Source organism: Desulfoluna spongiiphila, assembly GCF_900101345.1.
GTDB classification, from domain to species: domain Bacteria; phylum Desulfobacterota; class Desulfobacteria; order Desulfobacterales; family Desulfolunaceae; genus Desulfoluna; species Desulfoluna spongiiphila.
The window spans coordinates 91,886-112,401 of record NZ_FMUX01000004.1 but is presented as its reverse complement, the minus strand read 5'-3'; the positions used below and the strand labels follow the sequence as shown (position 1 = coordinate 112,401).

At 58.0% G+C, this 20,516-nt stretch carries 14 protein-coding genes; 11 read left to right on the top strand and 3 right to left on the bottom strand.

Annotation, left to right across the window (positions count from 1 at the left end):
* Window positions 1-13: 13 nt before the first annotated feature.
* From nadC to BLQ12_RS07275, 4 genes are all read left to right on the top strand, one after another.
* Window positions 14-838, top strand: a complete 825-nt coding sequence (gene nadC, locus BLQ12_RS07290) for a carboxylating nicotinate-nucleotide diphosphorylase (RefSeq protein ID WP_092209775.1) — start codon at window positions 14-16, stop codon at window positions 836-838.
* A 536-nt stretch (window positions 839-1,374) separates the two neighbouring features.
* Window positions 1,375-1,878 (top strand): hypothetical protein, encoded by a 504-nt coding sequence (locus BLQ12_RS26920; protein ID WP_139163890.1) that lies wholly within the window; start codon window positions 1,375-1,377, stop codon window positions 1,876-1,878.
* Window positions 1,879-2,276: 398 nt separating this feature from the next.
* Window positions 2,277-3,008, top strand: coding sequence for a pseudouridine synthase (locus tag BLQ12_RS07280; protein ID WP_175469565.1), 732 nt, complete (start codon window positions 2,277-2,279; stop codon window positions 3,006-3,008).
* Window positions 3,009-3,350: 342 nt separating this feature from the next.
* On the top strand, window positions 3,351-4,424 hold the full coding sequence (locus BLQ12_RS07275) for a DUF933 domain-containing protein (RefSeq protein WP_254782017.1): 1,074 nt from the start codon (window positions 3,351-3,353) through the stop codon (window positions 4,422-4,424).
* 204 nt (window positions 4,425-4,628) lie between these two features.
* Here BLQ12_RS07275 and BLQ12_RS07270 read toward each other — a convergent pair whose 3' ends face one another.
* The gene (locus BLQ12_RS07270; protein WP_092209767.1) at window positions 4,629-5,102 is read right to left on the bottom strand and encodes a hypothetical protein; all 474 of its coding nucleotides are present in this window, start codon (window positions 5,100-5,102) and stop codon (window positions 4,629-4,631) included.
* A 556-nt stretch (window positions 5,103-5,658) separates the two neighbouring features.
* A complete protein-coding gene (locus BLQ12_RS07265) occupies window positions 5,659-7,263 on the bottom strand; it encodes a B12-binding domain-containing radical SAM protein (protein ID WP_092209765.1) in 1,605 nt (534 codons plus the stop codon).
* A 368-nt stretch (window positions 7,264-7,631) separates the two neighbouring features.
* Between BLQ12_RS07265 and BLQ12_RS07260 the strand changes: the two genes are divergently transcribed.
* The 4 genes from BLQ12_RS07260 to BLQ12_RS07245 all read left to right on the top strand — a co-directional run bounded on the left by BLQ12_RS07260 (window position 7,632) and on the right by BLQ12_RS07245 (window position 14,361).
* Window positions 7,632-8,630 carry a fumarylacetoacetate hydrolase family protein gene (locus tag BLQ12_RS07260; RefSeq protein WP_092209763.1) on the top strand — a complete coding sequence of 333 codons (999 nt, stop codon included), beginning with the start codon at window positions 7,632-7,634 and terminating at the stop codon, window positions 8,628-8,630.
* A gap of 415 nt (window positions 8,631-9,045) precedes the next feature.
* Window positions 9,046-9,771, top strand: coding sequence for a DUF2760 domain-containing protein (locus BLQ12_RS07255; RefSeq protein ID WP_092209761.1), 726 nt, complete (start codon window positions 9,046-9,048; stop codon window positions 9,769-9,771).
* Window positions 9,772-9,782: 11 nt separating this feature from the next.
* Complete coding sequence (locus BLQ12_RS07250; RefSeq protein WP_092210134.1) at window positions 9,783-11,603, top strand: Hsp70 family protein; 1,821 nt, start codon at window positions 9,783-9,785, stop codon at window positions 11,601-11,603.
* Window positions 11,587-14,361, top strand: a complete 2,775-nt coding sequence (locus BLQ12_RS07245) for an Hsp70 family protein (protein ID WP_092209760.1) — start codon at window positions 11,587-11,589, stop codon at window positions 14,359-14,361. Before BLQ12_RS07250 ends, BLQ12_RS07245 begins: the two co-directional genes overlap by 17 nt.
* Before the next feature lie 403 nt (window positions 14,362-14,764).
* Here BLQ12_RS07245 and BLQ12_RS07240 read toward each other — a convergent pair whose 3' ends face one another.
* On the bottom strand, window positions 14,765-16,873 hold the full coding sequence (locus BLQ12_RS07240; protein ID WP_092209758.1) for an acetate--CoA ligase family protein: 2,109 nt from the start codon (window positions 16,871-16,873) through the stop codon (window positions 14,765-14,767).
* Between the two features lie 357 nt (window positions 16,874-17,230).
* Here BLQ12_RS07240 and BLQ12_RS28170 point away from each other — a divergent pair, with 357 nt between their 5' ends.
* From BLQ12_RS28170 to BLQ12_RS07225, 3 genes are all read left to right on the top strand, one after another.
* The gene (locus tag BLQ12_RS28170) at window positions 17,231-17,635 is read left to right on the top strand and encodes a MerR family transcriptional regulator (protein WP_264294132.1); all 405 of its coding nucleotides are present in this window, start codon (window positions 17,231-17,233) and stop codon (window positions 17,633-17,635) included.
* 7 nt (window positions 17,636-17,642) lie between these two features.
* A complete protein-coding gene (locus BLQ12_RS07230; RefSeq protein WP_092209756.1) occupies window positions 17,643-18,740 on the top strand; it encodes a tRNA-queuosine alpha-mannosyltransferase domain-containing protein in 1,098 nt (365 codons plus the stop codon).
* Between the two features lie 421 nt (window positions 18,741-19,161).
* Window positions 19,162-20,463, top strand: a complete 1,302-nt coding sequence (locus BLQ12_RS07225) for an acetyl-CoA C-acyltransferase (protein WP_092209754.1) — start codon at window positions 19,162-19,164, stop codon at window positions 20,461-20,463.
* The last annotated feature ends 53 nt before the right edge of the window (window positions 20,464-20,516 follow it).

Here is a 20,516-nt window from a genome sequence, read left to right as displayed (position 1 = left end):
AAAGGGACAGCACATGAATATGATGACAGAAGAGTTGATTCGCCTGGCCCTTGCCGAGGATATCGGCACCGGTGACATCACCACGGACTTTCTGATTCCGGAGGGTGAGACGGGGAGCGGGGTTCTGGTGGCCAAAGAGAGGCTTATGGTGGCCGGTACGGCCACGGCAGCGGCCTGCTTCACCTTTCTTGATTCCGGTTGCCGTGTCGAGGTGGTGGCCGGAGACGGATGCTGGGTGGACAAAGGGGACGTGATCCTGAAGGTGGAAGGGACCTTGAGGGCCCTTCTCAAAGGGGAACGGACGGCGCTTAATTTTCTGCAGCGCCTCTCCGGTATTGCCACCCACGTGAGCCGATACGCCGAGATGGTCAAAGGCCTTCCGGTGCGATTGGTGGATACCCGGAAGACCACCCCCGGCTGGCGGGTCCTTGAAAAGGAGGCGGTACGCGTGGGCGGCGCCTTCAACCACCGCATGGCCCTTTACGACGGGGTCATGATCAAGGACAACCATATTTCTGTGTCCGGGGGCATCGGACCTGCTGTTGAAACGGTGCGTCGGTCCATCTCCCACCTGGTGAAGGTGGAGGTGGAGGTGACGAACTTTGACGAGCTGGAAGAAGCCCTGGCTGCCGGAGCCGATGTGATCATGCTGGACAACATGGCCATGGAAGACGTTAAAAAAGCGGCGGCCCTTGTGGGGGGGCGAGCCATGACCGAGGTGTCGGGGAATATCACCGACGAGAACCTTCGTGCCTATGCGGAATCGGGTGTGGATGTGATCTCCTCGGGGGCGTTGACCCATCAGGCTCGATCCGTGGACATCAGCATGAGGATGTAGGCTGCCGGTTTGGCATGCGGTGCCATGATGTTTATGAACCCCTTCGGTCTCCATCTGAAGGGGTTTTTTTATGGGCGGGGTCCTGTGAGGACGGGTGGTGAATGGGGGAGGGACTGTTCTGCGATTCGCTTCCGCAGGCCCGGGGACCGGGCTCTGCGAATAAATTCGCGAAGAAGTTATTCAATATGAAGTAATTTTAGGGGATTTATCCTTTTTTCGGAATCCCCGGCTTCGGGGTTCAGTAAACCTGTGAGGTGACAAATCAATCAATTTTCTCCGTTGACCTGAAATGGTTTAATACTTTGCTGAATGATTGGGAGAAAAATTGGTGTGAGGTTGTTGGTATGGCGTTAGGTATTGTGACATGTGTTTCATCCCTGATAAATGAGATGGTTAAACAAAGCCTGTAAAATGTATTCAATGTTTATTGAGAAATGAATTAGGCAATAAAATACTTGACCATGTTAGGATTTCTAATTATCATCTTTGCCTGTGGGTTGTTAAACTATTAACGGGAAAGGTTTGGAGATTCGTCAATGGCAGCAGGATACGATCTTGAAAGCGCTTTTTCGCATGTGATTGAAACCATGCGCGGTGATTTTGTTCCGAGAGTTCATTACAATAAACTTCAACGACAGGTGGACAGGCTTGAAGACCAGATGCGGATTCTGAGTCGTCAACTGGCCCGGGTGGAGAGAAAACTGCCTGGAGGTGGACGACGAAGGGGGGCAGCTGGTGCTTCCAAAGAAAAAAGCAAGCCGACAAAGCGGACGTACAGAGCCGATTACCTAAAGATGATGGAGCTGCTTCAGAGTAACCCCGACAAGGAGTTTACCTTGAAAGAGCTCATCGACGGGACCGGCTTCAATGAGAAAAAAGTTCGCAACATGGTGTTTATCTACAGCCGGGACAAGTTCGGTTATGTCCAGGTCATCCGAAGGGGGGTTTACAAAGCCGGGAAACCGGTGGTGGCATCCACGGATGAGAAGGCGTTTCCCCCGGAACTGCTGAAGGAAGAGCCGGCGGTTGAGGTGGAGTAGAAAGCACCTGCGGGTGGTTGATCACCCTTTTAGCCCGGATATTTCACGAATCGAGTGTGCTCGGCTCGCCCGAAGGGTGAGAGAAGCGATCAAAAAACGGTGGTTTTGATTTTGTATTTTAAAAATGTTTTAGTTTTTTGTGGTAATAAAAAGTTCATTGTTTTGGTGTGATCGTTTTCTCATGAAATTTCCGGGTTAGGGGTTGCCCGGGTAGTTATTAATGCGGCGCGTGGCTTTTCAAGCTGCGCGCCGTTTTTTTATGGGGCCCATTGACCCCTCAGGCGGGTTTGGTTATGACTCGCCCATGAACGATAAATTGAGTTTTTATTCAGTATATGACGCGGCGCCCGGGGCCATGGGGAGATCCCGGCAAGGGCGCTGTGTGGAGGTGGTTTCCCATGGCTGATGCGCCTTTTCTCTCCAAGGCCGATATTGTGTACATGGATGATGCCGTGGTGGCGGTGAACAAACCGTGCGGGATGCTGGTACACCGGAGCCATCTGGACCGGCGGTCTCCCACGGTCATGCGTGAGCTGCGGAGTCTCACGGGCAAGATGGTCTGGCCTGTCCACCGCCTGGACCGGCCGACTTCCGGGATTCTTCTCATGGCCTTCGGAAGCGAGCTGGCCGCTGTCCTCAACGAGGATTTTCGGCACCACCGTGTGGAAAAGGAGTACCTCGCCGTTGTCCGGGGATATGCCGATACCGACGGGGTGGTGGATCACCCTGTGAAAAACAGCCGGGGAAACCCGAAGCCTGCGGTGAGTCGGTACCGGCGCCTGGCTGAGGTGGAGCTTCCCATGCCGGTGGGGCGCTATGACACGGCCCGTTACAGCCTGGTGAAGGTGGCCCTTGAAACCGGGCGGTACCACCAGATCCGGCAGCACTTTCACCATCTCTCTCACCCCATCATCGGCGACACGGTATACGGCGACGGGCGGCACAACCGCTTTTTTCGTGAAACACTCGCCTGCCGCCGTCTCCTTCTTTTTTCGGTGGCCCTTGCCTTTCCTCACCCTGTGGACGGCCGGATTGTCTCCTTGGGATGCGGGCTGGGGGAGGCGGAGAGGGCACTTTTTGAACGGTTCGGGTGGGCGGCTGAGGTTCCCCATACTTTTTGCCATGATTAATGGCTCAGGAAAAAATGCACCAGTCAACCCTGAATGCCGCCGGAGGCAGCCAGGTTACAGGTGCCTCCGGCAGCCCTGCCGGGTGCTAAACGTTTAAAAAGTTTAATAAACAGGATTGGAAAATCAAAGGCGAATGTGATTTTCTCCGAGGAACGAGGGGGAAAGCGCATTGGCCACCTGCTTTCGAGATGGCACACCTCGCCGTCGGAGGCATCGCTTTTGTTTTTTCCTGAGCCCTCTGTGACCCGACTTTAACCATAGAATGCATGATTTTTGGCCCTGACAGCGACCAGCACGTGTGCATGAATCTTCTGCATGGACCCCAACACGAAAAGGATATCCATGATGAAAGTCGGTATTATCGGTCTGCCCCAGAGCGGCAAGATGACTCTTTTTGAAATATTGACGGGCAATAAACGGAAAGACGGGGTGCCCCTTTCAAAGGCCACCCCCGGCTCCGCTGATATTCTGGATGCCCGCTTTGATGCCCTGGTTTCCATGTACGAGCCTGAAAAATCCGCCAGGGCCCGCATTGACCTGGTGCTCCTTCAGAAAATGGAGCCCGAGACCATCGCACGGGGAGATATTTTTCGGGATATCGTCGATGTGGACGCCATCTGCCATGTGGTGCGTGCCTTTGAAGACGAGTCCGTCTACCATGTGGACGGATCGGTGGACGCCGTAAGGGACATGGATATGGTCAACGCGGAGCTTCTGATCCACGATCAGATTTTTGTGGAAAAGCGTGTGGAACGCCTGGAAAAGGCCTTGAGGAAGATCAAGGACGAGGCCCAGCAAAAAGAGCTGGCGTTGATGCACCGCATGCTGGCTCATCTGGAAGGGGAGCGCCCTTTGCGGATGATGGCCATGGACGCCGACGATGAGGCCCTGATTCGCAGCTACCCCTTTATTACGCGAAAAGAGATGGTCCTGGCCTTGAACATCGGTGAGGACGACATCGGAACGGCCCCCATCGCCGGGGAGATCCTCACCCGGTGCGAGGCTCAGCGTATGAAAGCCATGCAGGTCTCAGCCAAAGTGGAGTCCGAGATCGCCATGCTTGATACCGACGAAGAGAAAAAAGAGTTTATGGAGGATCTCGGCATCAGCGAAATGGCCCTTGAGACCCTGACCCGCCTCTGCCTGGAAGCCCTGGGGCTTGTCTCGTTTTTCACCGTGGGCAAAGACGAGGTGCGTCAGTGGCTGGTGCGGAGAAATTCCCCGGCCCCCGTGGCCGCCGGGGTGATTCATTCGGACCTTCAGCGCGGGTTTATCCGGGCCGAGGTGATGAAATACGAAGAGCTCATGGCATGCGGTGACGAGGCCGCCTTGAAAAAAGCGGGGAAGATGAACCTCAACGGAAAAGAGTACATCGTAGAGGACGGGGATATCCTGAATATCCGTTTTAAGGTGTGACGATATTGGGGTTGGAGGCCGGACAACAGTAAAACATACAAGAAAGATACCTCAGGCGGCATGGTGAGTGAGACACCTTTAAAGATGTTTGCCGCTGCGCCTAACCCCTCTTTCAGGTTAAAGCGCAACGGCATTTTTTTGTACATTTTTTGTGCCTGAGCCTTGTTGATGCGCTGATCTGGCATGCTCACTTTCTGATACGGCTTATCTTGATGCCTGCAAAATGTCTTCACGAGTTACGGAGTGGGCATCGACGTTTTGAGTGAGGGGGAGGACGATATATCCTGTAATGTGAGTCTGTCCGGAACCATAATTCGAGTAGACGGCCAGTTCCGTGTTCTCTTGGCCACCAGAAACTTTTAAAATGAGAAAGTTTTTGCTCTTGTCTACATCAACTCCGATATTCAGGCCAATCTCAGATGCATCTGACCCTTTGGGCAGGGCGGCATTGTAGAAAATTTCGGAGGGGCTAATTCTTATTCCATTGAAACTATTAAGGGGGGCTCCCTTGGATGTCATCGTTATGGTCCCGACTTCGCCGCCCCAGGTTCCCTCAGAGTATGGCTCATCGTTGCGGATCGTAAAGGTGGCGCCTTCTTGCAGGGAAACCGTATAGTTTTTTTGAGAGTCCGTTGGGCCAGTCATGGTGATTTGGATTCCAATATTCCTTATATCCATAATGCCTCCTTATTCGTTATACGAGTATGCTGTATTTGTTTGGTACAGAGTAAAAGCTGTTTTGTCGTGTTGATGTACTGAATCACCTCCATAGTGATAATAAGTTAAGGGAGGTACGTCTGGGCTTGTTTGGGCATAGGCTGTCTTTACCTTATGAAAGGTTATCGTGAAGCTCTGTGTCGGTAGGTTGAGAAATACGGTTTTGTGAAATTACAAAAAGCCTTGTCTGGAGGGGTGTTAGAGATGTCGAGCTGTCTTGCAAGGCGAGATGAATGATGTGGAAATCATTATAAATACATTTCAAATATGATCGAATGATACTGTTATGTCAAAGATTTTATGATGATAATTTGTTGATAGAATGCTGGCCTGGCAATGGCGTTTGCAGGACATATGACGCCGCCCGGGTGCCTTCGTGAACCCGAGGCTTGTAATTCCCCGTTCATGGGGTTCAGCAGTCCACCCGACTGCTGTTTTGGCACGGGCTGCACGTGTCAGAAAAGTGGCATGGACCCAGTTTTTTAAGTTGAAAATCTGAAGGCCCTTTTACAGACATTTACCCCGCCTTTTTCCGGTGGCCGATTTCAGGACACGGTGTTTCTTCAGCCCAGTGGAACCGCCCGGTGCCCTGATCCGCATGGAACGTAACCCACCCCCTCTCAACGAGATCCTTCAGGGTGAACTCCGTGAAGTCAGGGGTCTCGTCGGTGAGACCTGCAAGGATTTCGGCGGCAGAGTGCAATGCCTTTTTAAGCCCCTCGGGAAGGGGGCTGAGCGTATCCAGAAGATCACGGCGAAGCAGTTTGAAAATAAGGTGCATGCGCCGATTGCCCAGCACCATCAGTTCGTCGTCTTTGGTGGCTGTGCCGCTTTCGCAGCGGGCCCTGGCGGCGTCCCAGGCCTGGTGGATGGGCAGGGCGTCTTCCCGGACAAAGGCATCGATTTCGGCTGATGTCAGGTGGGAGGTGGAGACAATTGCCTGGTCTGCGTCGTAGAGGTCCCAGTCATTGGAATGGAGGGTGAGGTCGTAGTCCGCCATCTGTTCGCGGACCGTGGTGCCGGGGAAGGGGGCCAGGTGATGGAAGCCGTATTCGATTTTGAGGCGGTTTTTTAAGGCCACGCTCTCTTCCAGGGTCTCTCTGCTTTCGCCCGGCAGGCCGGCAATGAAAGAGGCGTGGGCCCGGATTCCCACCTTGCGGCAGAGGGCAGCGGCGTTTTCAGCCTGGGCGATGGAGATGCCCTTTCTCACCCGTTTGAGCATCTCGGTGTTGCCGGATTCGATGCCGAAGCTCACCGAGGTGCATCCGGCCTCCATCATGGTGCGGAGCAGCTCCTCGTCCACGGTGTTGACCCGAGCAAAGACACTCCAGTTGAAGACGAGGCCCCGCTTTTTGATTTCGCGGCAAAAGGCGAAAACCCGTTTTCTGCTGGCCGTAAAAAGATCGTCAGCGATGTTGATGGTGGCAAAGCCCATGGCCAGAAGGGATTCGATCTCATCGGCCACGCGTTGCGGAGACCGCTGACGCACATGAAATCCCACCATTTTCCGGCCCAGGCAGAAGATGCACCGGTTGGGGCAGCCCCGTCCGGTGATGATGCTCACCGGAAACCCCAGGGCCTTGTATCGTGCAAGGGGCAGGAGGTGGCGGGCGGGCAGGGGAAGGGTGTCTAAGTCCTGGATGAAGTCCCGCTTCGGGGTATGGACGACGGTGGAGCCGCGGCGAAACGCCAGCCCCGCAATGTTTTTCCAAGTCTCTCGCTGATGAAAGAGGTCCGTCAGCTCTTTGAGGGTCTCTTCGGCCTCTCCCACCACGATGCCGTCAATGGCCGGGTAATGGGCCAGGGTGTCGTCGATATCAAAGGAGGCGTGGGGGCCTCCCATGAGGATGACGGCGTCGGGACAGATGGCCCTTGCCTCCGTGAGGATGGCGGCAGCCCCCGTAAAGTTCATGGTGACGCACGAGGTACCGATGATATCGGGCGAAATCGCGGTCAACTCTTCCCTCAATTTTTCAGGGGAATACTCCCGGACGATGTAATCGAGAAGGTGCACCTCGGCGCCGGCGGTTTCAAAGGCGGCGGCTGCGTAACAGAGGCCCAAGGGGGGCGAAGGGCATTCATCAAGGGGGTAGGGGGCTGCGATGAGGACGACACGTGTCATGGGATGCCTGTGGGTTGAGGTTGGTATTCACCCGGCATCACAGGGTGTGAGGGTGCCGGATAGGGCCCGGTGATGCAGATGGCTGAAATGCTCACTCGGCTCGCATGTTATTGACTATCCGGTTTACTATGGTGAACCGGTGTTTCATTGTTTTTTCTATCGGGGTGGTGCCGGTTTGTCAAGGCTGCGACGGAGGGGAAGGGCACGGCCAGCCTGTGGGCCTGCGCCGCGTTGCCGGAGGTTCCTTTGGCCTGAAGAGTTGCCTTACTTTTTTAGGCTTTTGACACCTGGGTATTTGGTGTATGTTCAATGGTTATGGACTGTTGATCGGAGGTTATGAATAACACCCGTCAGACAAGGAGCCGAGCATGAAGCTGGTGACGTGGTTGAAAAACGGTGATGAAGCAGCCCTTGGGGCGTTGACCGGAGACGATGATATCGTGGACCTGAAGGCCGCGGCCACTCTCTTCGGCGTATCGGATGAACCCTTTGAGAGCATGCTCTCTTTGATACGGAGCGGAGAGGGCGCCCTTGACGCGGCGCGTCATGTGATGGTTCGGGTGAGCGAGGAGGGAGCAGCGGAGCTGTGCACGCCCATGGCTTCGGCAAGGCTTCTGGCCCCCTTGCCGGTTCCCGAGTCCGTGCGGGATGCCATGGCCTTTGAAGACCATATCATCAACTGCATCCGGGTTCTGGGCTTGAAGCAGCTGGGCCTGCTGGATGAAAAGATTGAGAGGCGATGGGGCCGCCGCTTTACCCTTGCCCGGCTTATCAACAGGGCCTGGTACGATCGGCCTGTGTACTACAAAAGCAACCGTTTTTCCGTGGTGGGCCATGGTGCGGAGGTGCCCATTCCGTCATACTGCAGGCGTTTTGATTACGAGCTGGAGCTTGGCATCGTCATCGGGAAGGCCGGTGCCGATATCCCGGCGGCCCGGGCGGAGGAGCACATTTTCGGGTACACCCTCTTCAATGATTTTTCCGCCCGGGACGAGCAGATGCGGGAGATGAAGGGGCGACTGGGACCGGCCAAGGGAAAGGATTTCAACGGCGGCAACGCCATGGGGCCGGTGCTGGTGACCCGGGACGAAATCCTTGATCCCCGGAGCATCACCCTGACAGCCCGTGTCAACGGCCAGGAGTGGTCCCGGGGGTCCACCGCGGACATGCACTGGAGCTTTGAAGAGATTATCCAGGCGGTCTCCCGGGATGAAACCCTGTATCCCGGCGAGTTTATCGGCTCAGGAACATGCTCGGGAAAAGAGGGCAGGGGGTGCGGCCTTGAGATGGGGCGTTTTCTCTCCTCCGGGGATACGGTGGAGCTCTCCGCCGATGGAATCGGGACCTTGAGAAATCGGGTGATCTGATCCCCTTTGCTCCGGCCGAAGGCCCGTATGGGGCTGGAATCCGGAGTCACCGGGGGGCGGGCTGTGGTTTCCCTCTTGACACCCATCCTTTAATAATGAATAAATCCAAGCGTCGTGCCTTGATTGACGCGGGATTCTGCATTATCTTGCGTCCGGCTGCGGCTTGTAAGGCTGTTGGAAATAAATAGTTATACACTATCTTGCCAGAATGCCGCTGGGATTTGCCCCGAGGGACAAGGGGGAAATCCCAGCGGAAATGTGCTTTCAAGGTGGCATACCTATCCGCCGGAGGCATTGTTTTTTGTGCTTTTATTTTTTTCTGCGCCCTGAACGACTGAAACAGGTGACGAGGACGGCACCTTGCTGGTCATAATTTTCTCATGTGTACTGTGGATACTGATTAAAAGGAGAGACTATGGATTCCGCGAAAACCTTTTCCAAGCGGGCATTGTTATGGATTTTTCTGGTGATGGCGCTCTTTGTTCTTGCCGTGGACGTGGCCATCTACTTTGGTGCCAGCGTGGCGGCCATGAAAGCCGTTCATACCGCCGCCGATCCCGATGCCGCCAAGGCCTTCTCCTTTGTGTTTGAGAATTTTTCCCAGGTGGTGGTGCCCGTCTCCGTGGGTGCGGGCCTTGTGTTTGCCCTGCTCCTCTGGATGATTATCCGGGGCCTCTATGTCAACGCCGGGGTCCCCGAGGTTGCAGCGGCCCCCAAAGATGAAGGGCCCGTCGTCGACCCCGAGGTGGAGAAGCGAAACACCAGGCGGACCTTTCTCCATCTTGTTTCCGCCCTTCAAAAGGAGGGACGCCTCATTGACTTTTTCAATGAAGACCTCTCCATTTACAGCGACGACCAGATCGGGGCTGCCGTGCGGGGAATCCATGAAAACTGCGTAAAGACCCTGGGCAAATACGTCTCCTGCGGCCCCGTGGTGGATACCCCGGAAGGGGAGAGCATCACCGTGGAAGCCGGTTTCAACCCCGAGGAGATCCGTCTCACCGGCAATGTCTCCGGGGAGCCCCCCTTCACCGGCATCGTGCGCCATAAAGGCTGGAAAGCCACCAAGACCGAAGTGCCCACCCTTTCCGAAGAGTCCAACCCCGATGTGCTGGCTCCGGCTGAGGTGGAGCTGGGCTGATGGAGAAAGTGATGAGTTCATACATTGTCGGTATCGACCTTGGCACCACCAACAGCGTGGTGGCCTATACCGAGAGACCCGAAGACGGGGCGGCCGACGCTTCGGATATCCGCCTGTTCCGCATTCCGCAGCTTGTGGATGCCGGTGTGGTGGAGAAGCGTGAGATGCTTCCCTCCTTTATTTTTCTTCCCGAAGCCCATGATGTGGGCCGCGGGGCCACGGCCCTGCCGTGGGATGCGGAGCCCGACGCCGTGGTGGGGGAGTTTGCCAGAAAACGCGGGGGCGAGTTGCCCCAGCGCCTCATCTCTTCGGCCAAGAGCTGGCTCTGCAACACCATGGTGGACCGCAAGGCCGAAAACCTGCCGTGGAAGGGGCCACAGGAGGTCTCCAAGATGTCTGCGGTGACGGCCTCGGCTGCCATCCTGCGCCATATGCGCGACGCCTGGAACCACGAGATGGCAGCCGATGACCCGGCCCTTCGCCTGGAAAACCAGGAGATTTACCTCACCGTTCCCGCCTCCTTTGACGCCGTGGCCCGGGAGCTCACCGTCCAGGCGGCAGCCCTTTCGGGCCTTGCCCATGTGACCCTTTTGGAAGAGCCCCAGGCAGCTCTCTATGCCTGGATCGAGTCCATGGGGGATGACTGGCGAAGCAAGGTAAAAAAAGGGGAGACCCTCCTGGTCTGCGATATCGGCGGGGGCACCTCGGACTTCAGCCTCATCGGCATCTCCGAAGAGGACGGGGAACTCTCCCTGGAGCGTATTGCCGTGGGCGATCACCTCCTCGTGGGCGGGGACAACATGGACCTGGCCCTGGCCTGGTACGTAAAATCCAAGATGGACGCCAAAGGGCAGAAACTCGATGACTGGCAGATGCGGGGCCTCGGCCACTCCATCCGAAGCGTCAAGGAGAAGATCCTGTCCGGGGGCACCAACGGCCCCGAGCCCGTAACCATCCTGGGGCGCGGCTCCGGTCTTATCGGGGGCACCCTCAAAAGCGAGATGGACGAAAAAGAGGTGGACCAGGTGATCCTGGAGGGCTTTTTGCCCCTGTGCTCCGTGGGCGAGCGGCCCGTGCAGAAGCGCCGGAGCGGCCTGCGCGAGATGGGCCTGGTCTACGAGCAGGACCCCTCTATTTCCCGGCACATGGCGTGGTTCCTTGCCCGCCAGGGCGGCGACGGCTGGCAGAACGCCTGCATTCCCGACGCCGTGCTCTTTAACGGCGGCATCATGAAATCGGCGGCCGTTCGGGAGCGTATCCTGGGCGTGGTGGATTATTTCCGGGAAGAGGTGGGCAACGACACCCCGGTGCGTGAAGTGGAAGCAGGCGATTACGATCTCTCCGTTGCCCGGGGAGCGGCCTATTACGGCCTGGCTCGTCTGGGCAGGGGCATCCGTATCCGTGGCGGCCTTTCCCGTTCGTACTACGTCTCCGTGGAAGCGGCCATGCCGGCCATTCCGGGGATGCCCGCCCCCATGAAGGCCCTGTGCGTTGCCCCCATGGGCATGGAGGAGGGCACGGAAGAGCGCGTGGCCTCCGAAGAGTTTGTCCTGTATGTGGGCGAGCCCGTGGCCTTTGACATCATGGCTTCGGCCTCCCGCCGGGACGACGCCCCCGGGGACGTCATCGATTCCTGGGCCGACGGGGAGATGGAAGATTTAACCTCCATCGAGACCACCCTGGAAGGGGAGTGGGGCACCGCCATCCCTGTTCAGTTCGAGATCCGGGTGACGGAGATCGGCACCCTGGAGTTCTGGTGTGTCGCCACAGAGGGCGACAAGAGATGGAAACTCGAATTCAACGTACGCGAGAGGGATGATGCGGGATACTGAAACACTGAGATACATCATCGGGATCGACCTGGGGACCACCAACTCCGCGATCTCTTACGTGGATCTGGAACAGCCGGAGACAGCCAAGGGCCGCAAGAATATTCAACTTTTTCGCGTGCCCCAGCTCACCCGGGAGGGGGAGGTGTCACCCATGTCGGTGCTGCCCTCCTTTCTCTACATCCCCGGAACCTACGACATTCCCGATGAGTCGGTGATTCAGCCGTGGAACCCCATGGAGAAACGCTTTGCAGGCCTTTTCGCCCGGGAGCACGGGAGCAAGGTCCCCTCGCGCCTGGTGGTGTCGGCCAAGAGTTGGCTGTGCCACGACAAAGCAGACCGCAAGGCCAAAATCCTGCCCTGGGGAGCCGGCGCCGATGTGGGCAAGGTCTCCCCTGTGGAGGCCACGGCCTTCTACCTGGAGCACCTCAGGAAGGCGTGGAACAAACACATGGGAGGCGACGACGAGGGTGCCTTCCTCGAAAACCAGTTTGTGGTGATCACGGTGCCCGCCTCCTTTGATGAGGTGGCCCGGGACCTCACCGTGGAAGCTGCGGCACTTGCGGGCCTCAAACATGTGACCCTTCTGGAAGAGCCCCTGGCCGCCTTCTACAGCTGGTTGATCCGCCATGAGAAGAGCTGGGAAGAGCACGTCAAACCCGGGGAGCTGATCCTCGTCTGCGACGTAGGCGGCGGCACCACGGACTTCACCCTCATTACTTTGAAAGAGAGCAAGGGCACCCCGCGCTTTGAGCGCCTCGCCGTGGGGGATCACCTGATCCTCGGCGGGGACAACATCGACCTGGCCCTGGCCCGCAAAGCCGAATCCCTGTTCAAGGGCAACGCCAAAAACCTGTCGTCGGACAAATGGAAGACCCTCTGTCACCTCTCGCGCAAAGCCAAAGAGAAGGTCCTGGGCGAAGGCATGGAGACCGAGCGTATCATCATGACGGGCTCCGGCAGCAGCCTCATCGGCGGCACCCTGTCGGCCACCCTGACCCGGGAGATGGTGGAAGAGATCGTGTTGGACGGTTTTTTCCCAGACGTCACCAAAGAGGAGGCCCGGGAGAGGACGCGGCGCAAGGGGATCAGCGAATTCGGCCTCCCCTACGAGCAGGAACCGGCCATTACCCGCCATATCGGGTGGTTCCTGGAAAATCACAAAGAGGCCGTGGCAGATCTTTTGGGCTCCGATCACGCCCCGGACCACATCCTTTTCAACGGCGGCTCCTTAAAACCTACCGTGATCCGGCGCAAGATCAAGGGCGCTGTCCGGCACTGGTTCAACGAGCCCGATGCCTCCTTTCCCCGGGAGATGGACAACCCGGATCCGGACCTTGCCGTGGCCCTGGGCGCCTCTTATTACGGTCTTGCCAAGATCGGCAAAGGCGTGCGGGTGGGAAGCGGAAGCCCCCGGAGCTACTACCTTGGCGTGGGCTCCACCAACGGGGATGCCCACAAAGCGGTCTGCATCGTGGAGCGCGGTCTGGACGAAGGGGAGACCATCGAGCTCACCGACAAGAAGTTTACGGTCATTGCCAACCGCCCGGCAGAGTTTCCTGTCTATAGCTCCAGCTTTCGTTCCGGGGACCGGGCAGGGGACGTCATCACCATCGACGACACCCTCACCGAGCTGCCTCCCATGGCCTCGGTGATCAAGTACGGTAAAAAAGGCAACGAAGAGTCCATCCCCGTTCATATCAAGGCCCAGTACACCGAGGTGGGGACCCTGGTCATCGGATGCCATTCCCAGATCAGTGACCATCACTGGCGCCTGAATTTTCAGCTGCGGCGGGATACCGACCCCATGGCCGTGGCCGAAGGGGAAGTCCTGGACGATGGCCTGACCCAGGCCGCCCGCACCGTTGTGAAAGATGTCTTTTCAGGGGATAAAACCGGTCTCACCGGGGTGGTGAAGGCCATCTCGTCTGCCGTGGATATCCAGAAGAATTCGTGGCCCCTCTCTTTTATCCGGGATCTCTCCGACATCCTCCTTGACGAGAAAGCACACAGGGAACGCGCCGCAGAGTTCGAGGCCCGATGGCTCAACCTCACCGGATACTGCCTGCGTCCCGGCAGCGGCCACGGCATGGATGAGCAGCGCATGAAAAAGGTGTGGAAGCTCTTTCGAGGCGGGCCGGTGTTTGACAGGAACAACCAGGTGCGCGGCGAGTGGTGGATCCTCTGGCGTCGCCTTGCCGCAGGCCTGAACCCCGGCCAGCAGCGTCAGTTTTTCCAGGAGGTGTCTCCCCTGGTCTTTCCCGCCCGGGGCAACGGCGTGAAGATGACTCCCCAGGAACAGGTGGAGCTCTGGATGGCCCTTGCTAACATGGAGCGCCTCATCACCAAGGACAAGGTGCGCCTGGGCAATCAACTCGTGAAAGCCCTCTCCCCGAAAAAATCGCCCTCCCAGATGATCTGGGCCCTTTCCCGAATCGGTCAGCGCGAGCCCCTGTACGGCTCCGTGGATCGCGTGGTGGCCCCCAAGGACGCCTGGCCCTGGATCCAAAAACTCCTCACCGGATCATGGAAAGACCCGAAGGCCGTGGTCAACGCCCTGGTCATCATGGGCCGCAGGACCGGCGACCGCATGCGCGACCTGGACGACGACCAGCGCGAACAGGTCATCGCCCGTGTCCAGGCTTTAGGCGGCGGGAAGAAGGCGATCAAACCTCTCTCCGAGGTGGTGACCCTCTCCACCGGCGACGAAAAAGTGATCTACGGAGAATCGCTGCCCACGGGTATTGTGCTGCATGAATAAGTAAAAAGCGAAAAAGCAAAAAACGCCTCCGGCGGCCAGGGGATGATCCCCTGGACCCCAGGTTTTTAAATCACGGGCCTGAAATGATTGCAGATCATTTCCGGCCTGTGGTGTTTTTGGGGGCCGGGCTTGCGGTCCACACGGTTACCAATTCCCGGCCGACCACGCGGACTGTAGGGTGCGGCTCCCGCACCACCTGATGGAACGCGAGCCACCGGCCCTGCATTGCCCGTGAGCATCCCGAACGTCCTCAACATGAAACCGGTGATGGGATTCGATACGCTATGCGGTGCGCACGGCGCACCCGACAAAACCCCGATCGGCTTCGTGGATTGCCCTACCCGACCCCGCACCATAAAACCGCTCCCTATCTCCTTTGTCCTATCACCTATCTTCTATCCTCCTATGACCTTTTTTCTATCCTGCACCTCGCATCCAACGCAAGCACCCCCGATCCGTCTTCCAGAACCCGCACGGGATTGAGGTCCAGCTCCTGGATCTGCGGGAACTGGGCCATGAGGTGGGTGACGCGGTGGATGAGGTCGATGTAACCGCTTATGTCCCCACCGGCTTTGCCGCGTGTCCCGGCAAGGATTTTGGCTGATTTCAGGCGGGTGATTTTGGTTTCGATCTCATCCGGGGACGAGGGGCACAGCACGGTCTGGGCGTCTTGGAAGACCTCGATGTAGATGCCTCCGTAGCCGAAGAGGGCAACCGGGCCGAAGGAGTCGTCCACGCTGCCGCCCACGAACATGTCGTGGCCACTTCCTGCCATGGCCATGAGGCGCACGCCGTCGAAGCGGGCGTCTTTTTTGTAGGCCTCCAGGTTGGCCCAAATGGTATCGAAGCCATTTCGAACATCACTGGCGTCGTTGAGGCCCATAAGGACCCCGCCCGCTTCGGACTTGTGGACGGCATCGGGGCTGATGACCTTCATGACCACGGGGTAGCCGATGGCCTCGGCGGCGGCCACGGCCTCATCGGGGGTGGTGGCGGTCTGGTTTTTTGCCACGGGGATGCCGAAGGCGGTGAGCAGCTCCAGGGCCTCTTCACCGTGGGTGCCGGTGTGGGAGCGCACCCACGAGGCTGCGGCGTCCATGTCGATGCCGTGGGGCAGGGCGGTGGTGAAGGCGGGTTCGGCCTGCTTGGCATGGTAGCGCTGCTGGAGCTTCATGATGCGGATCATGGACTCCGGGGTGTTGAAGATGGGCACGTTGACGTTTTGTTTGACCCGGTTGATGGTTTTTGACGGGCCGTACAGGCAGGAGGCCATGGGTTTTCCCGAGGAGCGGATGGCACCGGTGACCTCTTTGGAGATGTCGGTCTTGAACATTTTGTTGAAGACGTCATCGTTTTTGGGCATCTGGGGGTTCTGGGTGAGGTAGACGGCCCCGTCCACTTTGTCGTTATGAAGGACAAGGTTGATGACGCTGGCCGTTGAGGACGGGTCGTAGATGTCTCCGAGGTCCAATGGGTTGGAGAGGGTGATGACCCCCGCGTTGGTGAACTCTGCGATCTCTTTGTAAAAGGCTTCTCCGGGGTCGGCAAACTCGAAGCCCGCTTTTTCGCAGAGGTCGGCCATGAGCACGGTGAACCCTCCTGCAGGGCTCATGACCATGATGCGGTTGCCTCGCATGGGGGGCAGCTCAAAGATTTTTGCGGCGCCGATGAAGTCGTCGAACTCTTCAATGCGGAGGATGCCGGCGCGTTCAAAGGCGGCATCGATGATCTCCTCGTTGTTGCTGATGGCCGCCGTGTGGCTCATGGCGGCTTTGCTGCCGGCCTGGGTGGTGTTGGCTTTGTAGATGATTACCGGCTTGCCGGCCTCGGAGGCGGCCTCCATGAGCTGCCTGCCGTCGGTGATGCTCTCCAGGTACAGGCAGATCACCTTGGTCTCGGGATCTTCTCCGAAGTACCGGATACAATCCACTTCGCTGACGTTGAGTTTGTTGCCGATGCTGGCGAACTTGGCCAGCCCGATGTTCTCGTCGGCCATGAGGTGCCAGAGGAAGAGGCCCATGCCTCCGCTCTGGGTAATCAGGCTCATGCCGCCCCGGGGGGTTTTGAAGGTGGGGGTGAAGGGGAGGCAGAGGCCGTTTGCGGTGTTTGCCACGGTGAGGCCGTTGGGACCGATGAACCGGATACCGAAGTCGTCGGCCACGGCCATGAGCTCCTCGGCCAGCTTTTCCCCTTCGGCACCGGATTCGTTGAAGCCCCCGGAGAGGATGGCAGCCCGGCGTACCCCGAACTCACCGGCCTCGCGAAGGGCCCCGGGGATGAGGCGCGCGGGAAGCAGAAAGACTGCCAGGTCGGGCTGTTGGGGGAGATCCTTAATGCTTTTGTACATCTTGACCCCGTCCACGTGTTTCTCATCACCCTTGGGGTGAATGCCGAACAGGCGGCCCTCGTAACCCCAGCGAATCAGGTTTTCAAGCATCAGCCTGGGGATGTTGTTTTCACGATTGGACAGTCCCCAGATGGCAATGGATTCGGGATAGAAAATTTTTTCCATGGTCCTCCGCAGTTCATCTCTTGTTGGTGATGCGTGTTATGTTTTGGGTACGATGTTTATGGTCGGATGTGATGTGTCTCATGTTTACGTTAACGTAAACTTTATAGGTGAAAGTGCCGGGGGTGTCAAGGGCGGGGAGCAGTTGCCCGGAAAAATTCGGTTTATCGAAGGGGCCGTAAGGCCCATGGGGTGGTAGGCAGTCCTTGACAAGAGCCCGTGCAGCGCATATGTAACGACGGAGTTCTCGCAGGGTTGACGCCGGTTTGTTGCGAGTCCATGATAAAAAGAGAGCAGACTAAGACGCCTTCCTGTTCGCCAGAGCAGGCGGGGTGATGAATAATCCAGGAGATCCTTGCATTGAAGCGCCAGGGCAAAGAAATATACTACACCATCTCGGATTTGGCCCGCGAGTTTGACATCAGCACCCGATCCATCCGGTTTTACGAAGAAAAGAACCTCATCTCTCCCCGCAGAACCGAAGGCAATCAACGCATCTACAGCCGCAGGGACCATGTGCGCCTGAAACTGATCCTGCGCGGCAAGCGGTTCGGATACTCCCTGGAGGAGATTTCCGAGATCATCGGCCTTACGGATTTCGACATCGATGAGGTGGAGCAGATCCGCAAGACCCTGGCCATGGGCCAGAAGAAGATCACCGACGTGCGGGAGCGCATCAACGACCTGAAGCTTCTGGAAGAAGAGCTTGTGTCGTTTCAGGCGAAGATGGATGCCCGCCTTCGGGAGCTGACCACTGACGAGTGAATGCCCCATGCCCCTTCGTTTTCTCTTCCTGGAACCCCATTTCAGCGGATCCCACAAAGCGTTTGCCGAAGGGCTCAAAGCCCACAGCCGTCATGATATCGACCTGTTGACCCTGCCCGGTGTGAACTGGAAATGGCGCATGCGGTCATCGGCTCTCCATTACGCCGGTGTGCTGTGCGATTTGAAAGGCGTTGACGGCCTCATCGTCTCCAACATGGTGGACCTTGCCCGGCTCAAAGGGTTGGTGACGGACTGCCCTCCGACTCTCGTCTACATGCATGAGAGCCAGCTCACCTATCCCCCGCCCAAGGGGAGCACCGTTGAGGTGGACCTGGTGATGCAGGAGATTTTTACGGTCTGTGCCGCGGATCGCGTGGTGTTTAATTCCAGCCATCACCGGGAGCTGTTTATCAACAGCCTGTCCCCGTTTCTATCCCGTTTCCCCGATGTTCTCCCAGAGGGCCTGGAAGAGGCCGTGGCCGAAAAGTCTCGGGTGATCTATCCGGGCTGCAGCCTCCCGAAGGCGTTGCCGGCCGTGGAAGAGAAGCAGACAGCTCCTCCCCTGATCATCTGGAACCACCGCTGGAGCTACGACAAGAATTTTCCCGCCATGCTCCACGTGCTGGAGAAAGTTGCCGCAGAAGGCGTTCCGTTTCAGGTGGCCCTTCTGGGAGAGTCTGCGGGCGGCAAGGCCGAGGCCCCGTTTCATCAGGCCCTGAAGACGCTGGGGGATCGGGTGGTCCATTTTGGGTACTGTGAAACAGCCGAGGTTTATCGGTCCTGGCTGACGCGCGGGGCCATCGTGGTGAGCTCCGCCGTACAGGAGAACTTCGGCATCTCCGTGGTGGAGGCCATGGCCTATGGCTGTCTGCCCCTTTTGCCGTCACGGCTGGCCTATCCCGAGGTGCTCCCCGAGGCGTTCCATGGCGATCATCTCTACACCAGCCGTCAGGACGCCATTTCCAAGCTTTGTGCTCTTTTGCGGGGCTGCGCCGAGCAGGGGACAAGCGTCTCCGCACTGGCACGGCACATGATGCCCCATGACTGGGAGCACCGCATAAAAACTTGCGATGAGACCCTTTCTTCCTTGATCCCACCCTCCTGATATTGCACGGTAAATCCGGAATTGTGCCGGGTTGACATTTCCCGGTGAATATGTCCTACTGAATTATCCGACATGCCCTGCCCATGAGCCATTCCTGTCCCTTTGAGAGGACAGGCATGTGGTGCATCCCACCTGCATCAAATCCCTTTGTCTTTTTTCCTGTTTTGTAACGGTTCAGGTTATGCCTCCGGCGGCCCCGCCGGGGGACACATTTTTGCCTGATTTAAAAAAACGGTTTAACAAACAGGTTTTAAAAAATCTTCTTGAATGAATTTTACTTTAAAGGCGGATGTGATTTGACCCGAGGAACGAGGGGCAAAACGCATCCGCAACCTGCTTTCAAGGTGGCACACCTTGCCGCCGGAGGCTTTTTTTGTGGTTCATTCAACTTTGTATGATCCCGTAAGGAGGCGGAACATCCATGGCGATTCATGGCAACCGGGTGGCTGTTGTGGACGGCTGCCGCATCCCGTTTCAGAAGTCCGGGACCGGCTACGCGTCCCTTATGGGGTGGCAGCTGGGGCAGCTTGCCGTCAAGGGGCTCATGGCCCGCACCGGGCTTTCCGGCATGGATGTGGATCAGGTGATCATGGGGTGCGTGGCCACGGACATTGCCACCACCAACATCGCACGGGAGATTGCCCTGGGGGCGGGGATCCCCCGGACGGTTCCCGCCCACACCTGCACCGTTGCCTGCATTTCAGCCAATCAGGCCATCACCAACGGGGTGGCCCTTATCGCCTCGGGGCAGGCTGATGCCGTCATCGCAGGCGGTGTGGAGACCTTTTCCGATGCGGATATCCGCGTGTCAAAGAAATACCGTAAATTCCTGATGGACCTTACCCTGCACAAACGCCCCAAGACCCTGCGGGGGAAGCTGTCGCTTTTGAAATCCATGAGACCCCTTGATTTTATCGTCCCTGAGTATCCGGCCATGGCGGAGTACTCCACGGGCATGACCATGGGCAAGGACGCGGACCGGCTGGCGAACCGCCTGGGGATTTCCCGGCAAGACCAGGACCGGTATGCCGAGATGTCCCATGGCCGGGCCCTTGAGGGTTGGGCCTCGGAGGTGCTCAAGGAGGAGGTGGTGCCTGTTGTGGTGCCGGAAAGCGGTGAGCTCTTGAGTTGTGACAACGGGCCGCGACGGGACGCGGATGTGGCGACCCTGTCGCGGCTCAGGCCCGCCTTTGCAAAGGGGTGCGGGACGGTCACTGCGGGAAACGCCTCGTTTTTGACGGACGGCGCCGCAGCGGTGCTGCTGATGCACGAGGAGAAGGCCCTTGCCATGGGGCTTATCCCCCTGGCCACGGTCCGTGATTTTTATTACAGCGCCCAGGATCCTACGGAGGAACTGCTGCTGGGACCGGCCTTCGCCATCCCCGGTGTGCTGGACCGGGCGGGGATTTCCTTGGACGAGATCGGGGTTCTGGAGGTTCATGAGGCCTTTTCCGCCCAGATGATCGCCAATATTCGCTGTCTTGCGTCCCGGACATTTGCCCGGAATCATCTGGGGCGAGACAAGGCGGTGGGCCGCCTTTCCCTGGATCGGTTGAACCGCAACGGAGGATCCCTCTCTCTGGGGCATCCCTTCGGTGCCACGGGGGCGCGCCTGGTGACCACCTGCTGCCGCCGCATGGTCCGGGAGCAGAGCCGTTATGGCCTTGTGGCGGGATGCGCCGCAGGGGCCATGGGCAGTGCCATTCTAATGGAGCGCACATGAACTCCGCCCGCTGCCCCTCACCCGAGGCACGCAGGGCAGGAGCCTGTCGCCAT